This window comes from Vibrio sp. Vb1574, from assembly GCF_033338675.1.
Window position 1 is genome coordinate 31774 of the sequence record NZ_JAWOTC010000046.1, and the last position, 12912, is coordinate 44685.

Genomic DNA, 12912 nt, shown 5'->3' on the forward strand with positions numbered 1-12912 from the left:
CGTTCGGATATTTCTTTTTGGCAGACATGTTTCAAGAGGAGTTATTGGATGAAAAAACCACTGCTTGCGCTCACCGTTCTATCTCTGAGTTTGGGGTCGATTATTGCCCCAGTTCAAGCCACTGCCGCATTACCTTTGAATGTGGATGGCCAACAGTTACCTAGCTTGGCACCAATGCTTGAGAAGGTGACCCCAGCTGTTGTGAGTATTGCTGTAGAAGGTAAACAAGTACAAACCAGCCGCATTCCCGAGCAATTTCAATTTTTCTTTGGCCCAGACTTTCCTATGGAACAAAGGCGAGAGCGCCCGTTCAGAGGTTTAGGTTCTGGTGTCATTATTGATGCGAAGAAAGGCCATATTGTCACTAACTACCATGTGATTAAGGGGGCAGATGAGATTCGAGTTCGCCTCTTTGACGGGCGCGAGTATGACGCTACGCTCGTTGGCGGTGATGAAATGGCCGATGTTGCGTTACTTAAATTAGAGAAAGCGAAAAACTTAACGCAGATTAAGGTCGCGGATTCCGACAAACTGCGTGTCGGTGACTTTACGGTTGCGATTGGTAACCCATTTGGACTCGGTCAAACTGTGACTTCGGGTATTGTTTCAGCCCTTGGTCGTAGTGGCTTAAACGTTGAAAACTTCGAAAACTTCATCCAAACCGATGCCGCAATTAACAGCGGTAACTCTGGTGGTGCATTGGTCAACCTTAATGGTGAGCTGATCGGTATTAATACTGCGATTTTAGGCCCTAACGGCGGTAATGTGGGTATTGGCTTTGCGATTCCATCAAACATGATGAAAAACCTCACTGATCAAATTCTAGAGTTTGGTGAAGTCAAACGCGGCATGTTGGGTGTGCAAGGTGGCGAAGTAACCTCTGAGCTAGCTGATGCATTGGGTTACGAGTCAAGTAAAGGGGCCTTTATTGGTCAAGTCGTACCGGACAGCGCAGCCGATAAAGCAGGGTTAAAAGCCGGTGACGTAATTGTATCGGTGAACGGCAAAGCGATTAATACTTTCTCAGAGCTCCGCGCAAAAGTGGCAACACTGGGCGCAGGTAAAGAAATCACATTAGGTGTGGTTCGAGATGGTAAGAATAAAACCTTTGATGTAACGCTTGGCGAATCTACGAATATGAAAGCTAAAGCGGAGACATTACATGAGGGACTCAAAGGTGCGGAGTTAAGCAATACAACACCAAGTGATGTAATCCAAGGTGTTAAAGTATCGAGCGTTGCAGATAACTCTCCAGCGGCTCAATATCAATTACAACAAGGTGACATTATTATCGGTGTGAACCGTCAACGAGTGAAAAACCTTGCCGAGCTTCGTACAATCGTAGAGAAACACAAAGGTGTACTGGCTCTTAATATTCAACGTGGTGAACGTACTATTTATCTTGTCATTCGTTAACCACTTTCAAAGTGATAGGAAATAAGGTTTTCGATGCATAGTACTGAGTGATAAGGCTCGATCACTTTTCCTTATCGCTCAATAACTAATGAAAAGGGCAGCGCGATGACGTGCTGCCCTTTTGTTATTTTTCAATGTAATGCTATTCTTCATCTTCGATGCCATTTTGGCGCTCACGCATGGAGAGGATATGCTCAGCTTTTTATTACGTTCTGTCTTTTTAGGCTTGGCTACTGCCGCAGTGGTATTACTGGCGGTTCCATCTTTGCGCAACAACGTAATTCCTGCCGCGCTTGATCCTCAACCTGTTAATATCGCATCAGTCGAATTGACGTTTAATCAAGCGGTCCGAAGAGCAGCGCCTGCAGTGGTAAACATCTACAGCCGTAAGTATGTTGAGAATGATCGCAGTAAACTCTCGACTCAAGGTCTGGGGTCAGGTGTCATTGTTAGTGAGAAAGGCTACATCATTACTAACTATCATGTGGTTGCTCAAGCTGATCAAATTGTTGTGGCATTACAAGACGGCAGAGCCGCAGCGGCTCAGCTCGTAGGGACAGATAAACGTACTGATATAGCCGTGCTGCGTGTCGAAGGTTCGAATTTGCCCGTAATCCCTCTGAACTCTAATTACAAACCACAAGTGGGCGATGTAGTACTAGCCATCGGTAACCCATACAACCTTGGACAAACCACAACGTTCGGCATTATTTCTGCCACAGGTCGTTCATCTATTAGCGACGGTCGTCAAGCATTCATTCAAACCGATGCCGCCATCAATGAAGGTAACTCTGGTGGAGCCCTAGTGAACACACAAGGCGAGCTCGTCGGCATTAACACCGCCTCTTTTCAGCAAGCGACAGACTTAGAAACTTACGGTATTTCTTTTGCGATCCCTGCGCCGCTAGCGAGTAAGATCATGCAGAAAATCATCGCTGATGGCCGCGTGATTCGTGGTTATATTGGAATCGACGGCCAAGACATTAATGCGGTCACTGCTCGCCTACTTGGAAATGAACACATAGGTGGTATTGTCGTACTTGGTATTGATCCAAATGGTCCAGCCAATGCGGCAGGCTTCCAAAAGCAGGACATCATTATCAGTATTGATGGCAATAAAGTGCAAGGGCGTCAGAGTGTTATGGATATCGTCACCGATTTACGTCCTGGCACCACCGTGGACGTCGGTATCATTCGCAAAGGAAAAGAGATGACCTTGAAAGTCACCATTGCCGAAGACAAGCAAGAAGCATAAAAAATCCCAGCCATTGGCTGGGATTTTTATTTGTGCGTTACTCGCTATCGCTCGGTGTTTCCGTCGTATCGGAATCATCTAGCTCAACTTCAATGCGAGTGACTCGCTGCAAACCTCTCGGTAGTAGCCCGCCTCGGCGACCACGTTCGCCACGGAAGTTATCAAGGTCAGACGGTTTAAGACCCAACTTTCGCTTACCCGCGTACAGCGTTAACGATGCACCTTTTGGTAAAGACATTAAGTGAGATAGTACTTCTTCTCGCTCTTTTGCTTTAGCAGCAGGAATGTTGATGATCTTATTCCCTTTACCTTTCGCCAGTTGTGGCAAGTCTTTGATTGGGAACAGCAGCATGCGACCTTGGTTAGTGATTGCTAAGATTTCATCAGAGTCTAAATCTTCAATCTCTTTTGGCGTCATGATCTCAGAGTTGGCAGGTAAAGTGACGAGCGCTTTACCACTGCGGTTTTTAGACAGCAAGTCCGCGCCTTTACATACAAAGCCGTAACCTGCATCTGAACCCACCAGCCACAGCTGATCTTCTTCACTCATGATGACTTGGCGAATACTGCTACCAGCCGTAATATTCAAGCGACCGGTAATCGGCTCACCTTGACTACGAGCAGAAGGCAGTGAGTGCGATTCCAGAGAGTAACTTCGACCGTCACTACCTAGGAATACCGCAGGCTGATTACTCTTACCTCGAGCATGCGCTAAATACTTATCACCCGACTTATAGTTTAAGCCTTCGGCATCCACGTCATGGCCTTTCGCGTGACGAATCCAACCTTTCTCAGAAAGCACAACCGTGATTGGCTCACTTGGTACGAGGTCACGTTCAGTCAGCGCTTTTGCTTCTGCACGCTCAACCATTGGAGAGCGACGGTCATCACCGTATTTCTCTGCGTCTGCTTTGATTTCTTTTTTCAGTAGTGTATTCAGACGACGCTCAGAACCGAGTAGCTGTTCTAGCTTCTCACGCTCTTTCTCTAGCTCGTCTTGCTCACCACGGATCTTCATCTCTTCTAGTTTCGCTAAATGACGAAGTTTGGTATCTAAAATTGCATCCGCTTGGATATCGGTAATACCAAAGCGTTCCATCAGCACCGCTTTTGGATCGTCTTCAGTACGGATGATCTCAATCACTTCATCTAGGTTGAGGTAAGCAACTAACAAACCTTCCAAGATGTGTAGACGAGCCATTACTTTGTCTAGACGGTGTTGTAAACGACGACGCACAGTCGTACGACGAAACTCGATCCACTCAGACAGAATTTGCACCAGACCTTTAACTTGAGGACGGTTATCCAAACCAATCATGTTCAAGTTAACGCGGTAACTGCGCTCAAGATCCGTTGATGCGAACAAGTGGTTCATCAACAAATCACAATCGACGCGGTTTGACTTAGGCACCACAACGATACGCGTTGGGTTCTCGTGATCCGATTCGTCACGAAGATCGTCAACCATTGGCAGCTTCTTCGCACGCATCTGGTTAGCGATTTGCTCAAGCAGTTTGGCACCCGATACTTGGTGAGGCAAAGAAGTGATAACAATATCAGAACCTTCTTTATGCCAAACCGCGCGCATTTTGATGCTGCCACGACCGTTGCGGTAAATCTTCTCGATATCCGCTTGCGGCGAGATAATTTCTGCTTCTGTTGGGTAATCCGGTCCTTTGACATACTGCATCACGTCCGGCAGTTCTGCTTTCGGGTTGTCGATCAAATGAATAGTCGCATCTGCGATTTCACGAACGTTGTGCGGTGGGATGTCTGTTGCCATACCAACGGCAATGCCGGTTACACCGTTAAGCAGGATGTGAGGCAGACGTGCTGGCAACATTTGTGGCTCTTTCATTGTGCCATCAAAGTTAGGTTGCCATTCAACCGTGCCCTGGCCAAGTTCGCCAAGCAATACTTCAGCAAACTTAGACAGTTTTGCTTCGGTATAACGCATTGCCGCAAATGATTTCGGATCATCTGGCGCACCCCAGTTACCTTGACCATCCACTAATGGATAGCGGTAAGAGAATGGCTGAGCCATCAATACCATCGCTTCGTAGCACGCTGAATCACCGTGCGGATGGTATTTACCTAGCACGTCACCAACGGTACGTGCAGATTTTTTGTATTTTGCTGATGCAGAGAGACCAAGCTCTGACATCGCATAAATGATGCGTCGTTGAACCGGCTTTAAGCCATCACCAATGTATGGCAAGGCGCGGTCCATGATTACGTACATCGAGTAGTTCAGATAAGCGTCTTCAGTGAACTTGCGCATTGGCAATTGTTCGACGCCATCGTAGGTAATTTCTGTAGACATCCGTTACACCTCTGCCAAGTCGCCGTTGTTTTGTAGCCAAGAACGACGGTCATCTGCACGCTTTTTACCTAGCAGCATGTCCATCATTTCCATGGTCGCCGTAGAGTCGTCAATGGTTAACTGCACTAAGCGACGCGTGTTCGGATCCATGGTGGTTTCACGCAACTGAAGTGGGTTCATCTCACCCAGACCTTTGAATCGTTGCACATTGATTTTGGCTTTCTTCTTCGACAAGCGCTCTAAAATGCCATCTTTTTCATCATCATCGAGGGCGTAGAACACTTCTTTCCCGCAGTCGATTCGATACAGAGGCGGCATCGCCACATAGATATGACCCGCTTCCACTAGTGCGCGGAAGTGACGAGTAAATAGAGCACAAAGCAGCGTTGCGATGTGAAGACCATCCGAGTCCGCATCGGCAAGGATACAGATCTTACCGTAACGAAGACTCTCGAGGTTGTCGCTATCTGGGTCAATACCCAAAGCAACGGAGATATCGTGTACTTCTTGAGACGCAAGAACTTGATCGGCAGAGACTTCCCACGTGTTCAAGATCTTACCACGTAGTGGCATCACGGCTTGGAATTCACGGTCACGTGCCTGTTTTGCCGAGCCACCCGCAGAGTCACCCTCCACAAAGAAGATTTCAGTGCGACTTAAGTCCTGTGCTGAACAGTCGGTCAACTTACCTGGCAGTGCTGGGCCGGACGCCACTTTCTTACGTACGACTTTTTTCGCTGCACGCATACGACGGTGTGCGTTAGCGATACAGACTTCTGCCAATTGCTCTGCAAGCTGAGGCTTTTCGTTCAACCAAAGACTGAACGCATCTTTTACAACGCCAGAGACAAATGCCGCGGTTTGACGAGAAGACAGACGTTCTTTGGTCTGGCCTGCAAATTGCGGGTCTTGAATCTTAACCGACAGCACGTAAGAACAGCGGTCGAAAACGTCATCACCCGTTAGCTTCACACCACGAGGTAATAGATTACGGAACTCACAGAATTCGCGCATCGCTTCCAACAAGCCTTGGCGTAAACCATTAACGTGCGTACCACCTTGAGCGGTTGGGATTAGGTTAACGTAGCTTTCGGTGATCATCTCACCGCCTTCTGGCTGCCAAATTACCGCCCAGTTTGCCGCTTCAGTATCCGCCAAGAACTCACCAGTAAATGGTTCTTCAGGAATAACTGGATAGCCTTTTACACCTTCCGCAAGATAGTCTTTCAAACCATCTTCGTAGTACCACTTATAGTCTTTGCCATTAACTTTGTCGGTTAATGTGATTTCTAAACCCGGACACAAAACCGCTTTTGCGCGCAGGTTGTTGACTAGGCGCGTCACAGAGAAGTTAGCCGAATCGAAGTACTTCGCATCAGGCCAGAAATGTACGCTGGTACCGCGATTGCGACGACCACATGTGCCAGTTACGGTCAGATCAGACACTTTCTCGCCGTGTTCAAATGCAATTTCATACACTTGACCATCACGACGAACTGTTACTTCAACGCGTTTTGACAACGCGTTTACTACAGATATACCTACCCCGTGCAAACCACCAGAGAATTGGTAGTTTTTGTTAGAGAACTTACCACCCGCATGTAGCTTACATAGAATTAGCTCTACGCCTGATACTTTCTCTTCTGGGTGGATATCAACAGGCATGCCTCGACCATCATCGATCACTTCGAGTGATTGGTCAGCATGTAGGATGACTTGTACTTTTGAGGCATGTCCGGCTAGCGCTTCATCGACACTGTTGTCGATAACTTCTTGGCCCAAATGGTTTGGGCGCGCTGTATCCGTATACATCCCTGGTCGGCGACGTACTGGCTCTAAGCCATTCAGTACTTCAATGGCACCAGCATTATATTGTTCAGTCATAATACGGAATTATTCTCAAAGTTTACTTGTTGCCTGAGTATCACCAATGGGCGTACCCATACTCAGGAAACGAAAAAGCCACCCTGTTCACATCACTAAGAGTTTGTAAACATGATGCATAACAAAGTAGCCAGGGTCCTCGACCCTTAAGATCTTTTGGCAAAACATAGTCGGAAAGCATACCGCCCATGTCAAGAAACGGTTGGATATATCAATAAAAACTATGAGCCTTTTCCAATCGCTTTCGAATTACAGTTCTAGAAATTCGATAATCTGTGCAGGATAACGCTCAAAGCCTACAAAACTGTGATCACCGCCTTGTTCTACTGTTTGCTTAGCGTCTGCAAACTTATCTACCGCTTGTCGATAGTCTAAAACCTCATCTTCTGTTTGTTGCAATAACCAAAAAGAATGTGGCGACGCGATGCTTTGTACATCAAGAGCTTTTAACTCGTCAATATGACAAGCTTCAAGTGTATAGGTTTCATGCGTATATGGGTTAGTTTGCTTACCCAAATAATCTACTAGCAACTCATAAGGCTTGACTGCGGGGTTGACCACTACCGCTTTAAACCCAAACTTGTCATTTAGCCACGTTGACATAAAACCGCCTAATGAACTGCCCACTAGACCAATTTTATAGTCGTCTTTATATTGCTCGATAATATACAACAACATTTTCGCCGCTTGCTGAGGATAACAAGGTAACTGGGGAACAATCACCTTAATATCAGGCCTATGTTGCTCGCAGTAGGCTCTCATCACATTCGCTTTCATGGAGAGTGGAGAGCTATTAAAGCCATGGATATAGAGAAGAAGTGAAGGTTTACTCATATATATCTCGCACAAAAAAGCGAGCCCGAACAGAGAGCTCGGGCGCGTTAGTAGCCGTTAGAAGAGAAGTCTGGTTGGAACTGGCCATCAGGAAGCCGACCTACTTGGGTCGTAATATCGCCACAAGCGTGTAGTTGCAGCTCCCGCCAACCAGGCGAAGTGGTATCAAGGGCAAAATCATCCGAGTTAGGCTTAAACTGAACACAAGTTGAGGGTGTTGCCATCACTCGAATACCCTTGTGAAGCACATTCATATCTTGATGAACATGGCCACAGAGAATGCCTTTCACGTTATCAAAACGCTCGACAACCTGCCAAAACGCTTCGGCATCTTTTAAAGTATGTTGATCAAGCCACGCGCTTCCCACCAGTAACGGGTGATGATGCAACAAAACAAGTGTGTGTCTTTCTGGGTGTTCGGCTAGCTTTTCTTCGAGTAGCGTTAATTGCTGATCACTCAAGCGCCCATGAGGAACGCCAACCACTTGCGAGTCTAAAAGAATTAACTGCCAATGCTCGCCAAGCAATACATGCTCTGCGGCTTTGATTTGTGGCGAAGGCAAAACACTGCCCATATTAGGCTTGTAATCATGATTACCAGGTAGCCAAAAACAGTCTTTCTCTAGCGGTTCAATGCCGTTGGCAAAGCGCTGATAAGATTCTGCACTATGGTCTTGGGAAATATCCCCCGTCGCCAAGATGTAATCAAACGCCACGTTGCGGCGTAAAACATCAGCAACAACAGCATTGAAGCTATCGACTGTTTTTACGCTTAGCAAACTTCCCTCATCGGCAGCAAACAGATGAGTATCCGTAATTTGTAAAAGTTTGATGCTGTCACTAGATGATTGCAAAATGAAAACCTGATTCGTCCACTATATCGTTATTTGTTATTTTCCTTTAGTGACGTGACGATCAATTGAAGGCAAGTGGTGTTCTACTGATACCACTTCGTAAACAAAACGTCAGCCATTCACCGAGGAATGTGTTTAATTGATGCTTTTCATCTTTCTGCATCAGTTGGTCATTGGGATAATCATACTTAGCTTTTATGCGAGAGAACTCTCCGCTTGAGCATACTTCGGCTACTCTCGCATCATGATAAAGCCTGACAGACATCGTCGGTAAAGGAAACACTGGCGTTTCATCACTCTGACATATCTCAACAACTGTGGTGTATTTTGTGATTTCATTCACGGTCAATTGGTAAACCATGTTCGCCGCTTGGTAGCAACGTACATCCCCAACTTCAGCAGAAGCAGGCAATAAGGCATTCAATTTAGCGTAGTTGGTCTCATAGGTTCTCATAAGACCAGCTAAATCAACATGATATTGTTGTTTTTCAGCCAATTGTGCCATTACTCACTCTCCACCGTTTGGGATTGTCCCCATTCTGACTTTAACTCTTGATGGTGTAATTGCAGCCATTGCAACGCAATAATCGACGCACCATTTTCAAATTTCCCGTCCTTCACCCATTGATACGCCGTTTCACGACTCATGACATGAACCCGGATATCTTCATTCTCATAGTCTAAACCATGAATGCCGTGCGCTTTAGACGCATCCACTTCACCAACAAAGACGTCTAGCTTTTCCGAGCAACCACCAGCCGAAGGATAATAGGACGTAACAGGTACAACGCGCCCCACCTGAATCCCCGCTTCTTCGACAGCCTCTCGACGAATTACGGCTTCAGCAGATTCATCGCGGTCAATCATACCGGCGACAATTTCTAGCTGCCAAGGGTGTTCATGTTCCAACGCGCCAATACGAATCTGTTCAATGATTACGACCTGGTCCGCCTTTGGATCATAAGGAAGCATCGCTGCTGCGTGACCACGCTCGAACATTTCTCGTTCGACAACTCCACTCCAACCACCAGCAAATAGCCTATGCTGAAAGCGGTATTTCACCATTTTGAAAAAACCTTCAAATAAGGTTTCTTTCGAGATGACTTTTACATCTCGCGAAGTAAAATCTTGTTGTTGTTTGTCACGCTGTTGCATTCAACACCTCTCTGAGTGAATCCTGTAGTTTACTCATTGTTATTCGCTTGCTCAAAGGACTTGGCTCAACTTTTTGTATAATAGTTACAAATTAATTTAAGTCTTTGCTAAAAATTTATTGCACAAGTGGATAATTACGTGTAAAAAAGTGCAAACTTTAGAGTAAATATCGTGCAAATTGAGTTAAACTACTGAGAATTAACCAATCTATGGACCGCGGGAATAGAAAATGAAAAAATTGCTTCCACTATTTATCAGTGCAGCGCTAGGTAGCATGAGTACGTCTGCGTTCGCAGACTCTTTGGCTGAAATCTACGACTTGGCAAAACAAAATGATCCACAATTGCTCAGTGTAGCAGCACAACGTGACCAAGCTTTCGAAGCAATCACCTCAAGCCGTAGTGCTCTATTACCACAGATCAACCTTACTGCGGGTTACAATTTAACTCGTGGTGATACTGAATACGATTCAAATCTAATTAGTGACGTATCAAACGATGGCAACGCGCTAACCGCTGGCGTTAGCTTTTCACAAGCACTTTACAACCGCGCATCTTGGATCTCTCTAGATACTGCTGAGAAAAGTGCTCGCCAAGCAGACGCAACTTACGCAGCGACGCAACAGGCACTGATTCTTCGCGTGTCACAAGCGTATTTTGAAGTTCTACGCGCACAAGATAATCTTGTTTTCGTACGTGCAGAAAAAGCCGCGGTTGGCCGTCAACTTGAGCAAACTAAACAGCGTTTTGAAGTAGGTTTGTCTGCAATCACTGACGTGCATGACGCACAAGCTCAGTACGACCAAGTGCTAGCGGACGAAGTGTTGGCAGAAAACGCGCTAACTAATAGCTACGAGTCACTGCGTGAAATTACAGGCCAAGAGCACAAAGATCTCAACATTTTGGACACTGGCCGCTTCACTGCTAGCCCATCGACCGTACCAGCTGAATCGCTCATTGATGAAGCAAAAACCAAAAACCTGACCTTGCTATCATCACGTATTCTTCAAGACATTGCGCGTGACAATATTTCACTAGCAAGCTCTGGCCACCTACCAACGCTCTCTCTAGACGGTGGTTACAACTACGGTGATACTTCTCATAGCTCTCGTGACAACACGACAGACAACTTCAATATTGGTGTGAACCTTGCTGTACCGCTATACACAGGTGGTAACGTAACCTCTCAAACCAAACAAGCTGAATACGCGTACGTGGCAGCAAGCGAAGATCTTGAAGCACAGTACCGTAGCGTAGTAAAAGATGTTCGCGCACAAAACAACAACATTAACGCCTCTATCGGCGCATTACGTGCGTATGAGCAAGCGGTTATTTCTGCACGCTCTGCACTAGAAGCAACAGAAGCTGGCTTTGATGTAGGTACTCGTACTATCGTTGATGTACTGGACGCGACTCGTCGTCTATACGATGCGAACAAAAACCTATCGAACGCTCGTTACGACTACATTTTAAGTGTTCTTCAGCTACGCCAAGCAGTTGGTACGCTAAGCGAACAAGACATCTTAGACGTTGATGCAGGTTTGAAAGCGGCAAAATAACCGCGAATTGAATACTTCAGGTCTTAATAAATAAAAAACGCCAGTTGAGTTATCAGCTGGCGTTTTTTATTACTTGTAGTTCAGAGCCTAAAAGTGCCTCTGAACTAAAAGTATCAAAAAGGCCGCACTTAGCGACCTTTATGAGCAAATAGCATTTCAATTCTAACAAACAGCAGGCTTAGCCCTTACCGCCTTTGATTGCATTAATGATTTCACTGGTCGAGCAGCCATCTTCAAAGTTCAATACACGAACTTCACCACCCGCCGCAATGACTTCTTTACCACCAGCAATCTCTTCTGGTTTGTAGTCACCGCCTTTTACTAGCAAGCTTGGTAGAACTTCTGAGATCAAACGCTGCGGCGTATCTTCACTAAATGGTACAACCCAATCCACAGCGCCCAAACCTGCCAACACCGCCATGCGGCGATCGGTTGGGTTTACCGGACGACCAGGGCCTTTAAGGCGTTTTACTGACTCATCGGTATTTACCGCAACGATTAGGCGATCGCCCAGTTCAGCAGCATGGTTTAAGTAAGACACATGCCCAGCGTGCAGAATATCAAAGCAGCCATTTGTCATAACGACTTTCTCGCCACGAGCACGTGCTTTTTTCACCGCTTCGATCAATGCTTTTTCTGAAATCACACCGTAATCCGTGTCTTGGCTGCCATGTACCGCTTCTGCTAATTCAATCTCAGAAAGCGTTGACGTGCCTAGTTTACCAACCACAACACCTGCCGCTGCGTTCGCTAAAGCGCACGCTTCTTCAAATGATTTGCCTGCGGCAACAGACGCTGCCAATACAGAGATAACCGTGTCGCCCGCACCTGTCACGTCGTACACTTCTTTCGCTTGAGTTGGAAGGTGGAACGGTTCCTGGCCACGACGAATCAAGGTCATTCCGTTTTCGCTGCGTGTCACCAAAAGCGCTTCAAATTCAAACTCTTCAACCAAAGCCAGTGCTTTCTCTACTAGCTCTTGGTCAGATTTCACTTTACCTACAACGTCTTCGAACTCTTTCATGTTTGGCGTAAGAAGTGTTGCGCCACGGTAGCGTTCAAAATCCGCACCTTTCGGGTCAATGAAAACCGGAATATTTGCTGCGCGCGCTTTTTGGATGTATGCCTGAACATGCTCTAACGAGCCTTTTGCGTAGTCAGACATAATCACGGCTTTAACGTTTGGTAGTGCGGCATCCATTCGAGATAACACTGGCGCAGAATCTGTGTTTTCAAACTTGTCTTCGAAGTCGAGACGAATAAGCTGTTGTCCACGGCTCATTACGCGAAGCTTCGTAATCGTTGGGTAATCAGGCAGTGCAACGAAATCGCACTTCACATTGAGTGAGCTCAGCGTCTCCGTCAGCACTTTTGCAGGCTCATCTTCCCCAGTTAGACCAACAATGTGAGCATGGCCACCTAGTGATGCGATGTTCATCGCAACGTTCGCAGCACCACCAGGACGCTCTTCATTGTTTTCTACTTTTACAACAGGAACCGGCGCTTCAGGAGAAATGCGTCCGGTTGGGCCATACCAGTAACGATCTAGCATGACATCACCGATGATGAGCACACCAGCGCTGTTGTAATCAGGTAGAATTGGTTTCATTGTTGGTCTCCAAAAATTAAATCG

Annotated in this window: 10 protein-coding genes; 3 read left to right on the top strand and 7 right to left on the bottom strand. The window is 46.4% G+C overall.

Going from position 1 to position 12912, the window contains the following annotated elements:
- Window positions 1-48: 48 nt before the first annotated feature.
- A complete protein-coding gene (locus R7O12_RS20485) occupies window positions 49-1416 on the top strand; it encodes a Do family serine endopeptidase (protein ID WP_025768400.1) in 1368 nt (455 codons plus the stop codon).
- Between the two features lie 190 nt (window positions 1417-1606).
- Complete coding sequence (gene degS, locus R7O12_RS20490; protein ID WP_017633606.1) at window positions 1607-2671, top strand: outer membrane-stress sensor serine endopeptidase DegS; 1065 nt, start codon at window positions 1607-1609, stop codon at window positions 2669-2671.
- 37 nt (window positions 2672-2708) lie between these two features.
- Here degS and parC read toward each other — a convergent pair whose 3' ends face one another.
- The 6 genes from parC to nudF form a co-directional block, all read right to left on the bottom strand.
- Window positions 2709-4994, bottom strand: coding sequence for a DNA topoisomerase IV subunit A (parC, locus tag R7O12_RS20495; protein WP_017633605.1), 2286 nt, complete (start codon window positions 4992-4994; stop codon window positions 2709-2711).
- Between the two features lie 3 nt (window positions 4995-4997).
- Complete coding sequence (parE, locus tag R7O12_RS20500; RefSeq protein ID WP_005387417.1) at window positions 4998-6878, bottom strand: DNA topoisomerase IV subunit B; 1881 nt, start codon at window positions 6876-6878, stop codon at window positions 4998-5000.
- 249 nt (window positions 6879-7127) lie between these two features.
- A complete protein-coding gene (yqiA, locus tag R7O12_RS20505; RefSeq protein ID WP_213917032.1) occupies window positions 7128-7712 on the bottom strand; it encodes an esterase YqiA in 585 nt (194 codons plus the stop codon).
- Between the two features lie 47 nt (window positions 7713-7759).
- On the bottom strand, window positions 7760-8566 hold the full coding sequence (gene cpdA / locus R7O12_RS20510) for a 3',5'-cyclic-AMP phosphodiesterase (RefSeq protein ID WP_005387419.1): 807 nt from the start codon (window positions 8564-8566) through the stop codon (window positions 7760-7762).
- 61 nt (window positions 8567-8627) lie between these two features.
- Window positions 8628-9071, bottom strand: coding sequence for a DUF1249 family protein (locus tag R7O12_RS20515; RefSeq protein ID WP_017633603.1), 444 nt, complete (start codon window positions 9069-9071; stop codon window positions 8628-8630).
- Complete coding sequence (gene nudF, locus R7O12_RS20520) at window positions 9071-9721, bottom strand: ADP-ribose diphosphatase (protein WP_213971584.1); 651 nt, start codon at window positions 9719-9721, stop codon at window positions 9071-9073. Before nudF ends, R7O12_RS20515 begins: the two co-directional genes overlap by 1 nt.
- 229 nt (window positions 9722-9950) lie before the next feature.
- Between nudF and tolC the strand changes: the two genes are divergently transcribed.
- The gene (gene tolC / locus R7O12_RS20525; protein WP_005379884.1) at window positions 9951-11279 is read left to right on the top strand and encodes an outer membrane channel protein TolC; all 1329 of its coding nucleotides are present in this window, start codon (window positions 9951-9953) and stop codon (window positions 11277-11279) included.
- 178 nt (window positions 11280-11457) lie between these two features.
- On the opposite strand, the gene hldE is transcribed toward tolC, so the two are convergent.
- Entirely contained in the window at window positions 11458-12888 is a 1431-nt protein-coding gene (gene hldE, locus R7O12_RS20530) for a bifunctional D-glycero-beta-D-manno-heptose-7-phosphate kinase/D-glycero-beta-D-manno-heptose 1-phosphate adenylyltransferase HldE (RefSeq protein ID WP_017633601.1), read from the bottom strand.
- Window positions 12889-12912: the final 24 nt, after the last annotated feature.

Excerpts from the sequence above, each read along its gene's own strand:
- hldE (WP_017633601.1), bottom strand. The coding sequence starts at position 12,888 with ATGAAACCAATTCTACCTGATTACAACAGCGCTGGTGTGCTCATCATC.
- parC (WP_017633605.1), bottom strand. The coding sequence starts at position 4,994 with ATGTCTACAGAAATTACCTACGATGGCGTCGAACAATTGCCAATGCGC.
- nudF (WP_213971584.1), bottom strand. The coding sequence starts at position 9,721 with ATGCAACAGCGTGACAAACAACAACAAGATTTTACTTCGCGAGATGTA.
- yqiA (WP_213917032.1), bottom strand. The coding sequence starts at position 7,712 with ATGAGTAAACCTTCACTTCTTCTCTATATCCATGGCTTTAATAGCTCT.
- R7O12_RS20485 (WP_025768400.1), top strand. The coding sequence starts at position 49 with ATGAAAAAACCACTGCTTGCGCTCACCGTTCTATCTCTGAGTTTGGGG.
- tolC (WP_005379884.1), top strand. The coding sequence starts at position 9,951 with ATGAAAAAATTGCTTCCACTATTTATCAGTGCAGCGCTAGGTAGCATG.
- parE (WP_005387417.1), bottom strand. The coding sequence starts at position 6,878 with ATGACTGAACAATATAATGCTGGTGCCATTGAAGTACTGAATGGCTTA.
- R7O12_RS20515 (WP_017633603.1), bottom strand. The coding sequence starts at position 9,071 with ATGGCACAATTGGCTGAAAAACAACAATATCATGTTGATTTAGCTGGT.
- degS (WP_017633606.1), top strand. The coding sequence starts at position 1,607 with ATGCTCAGCTTTTTATTACGTTCTGTCTTTTTAGGCTTGGCTACTGCC.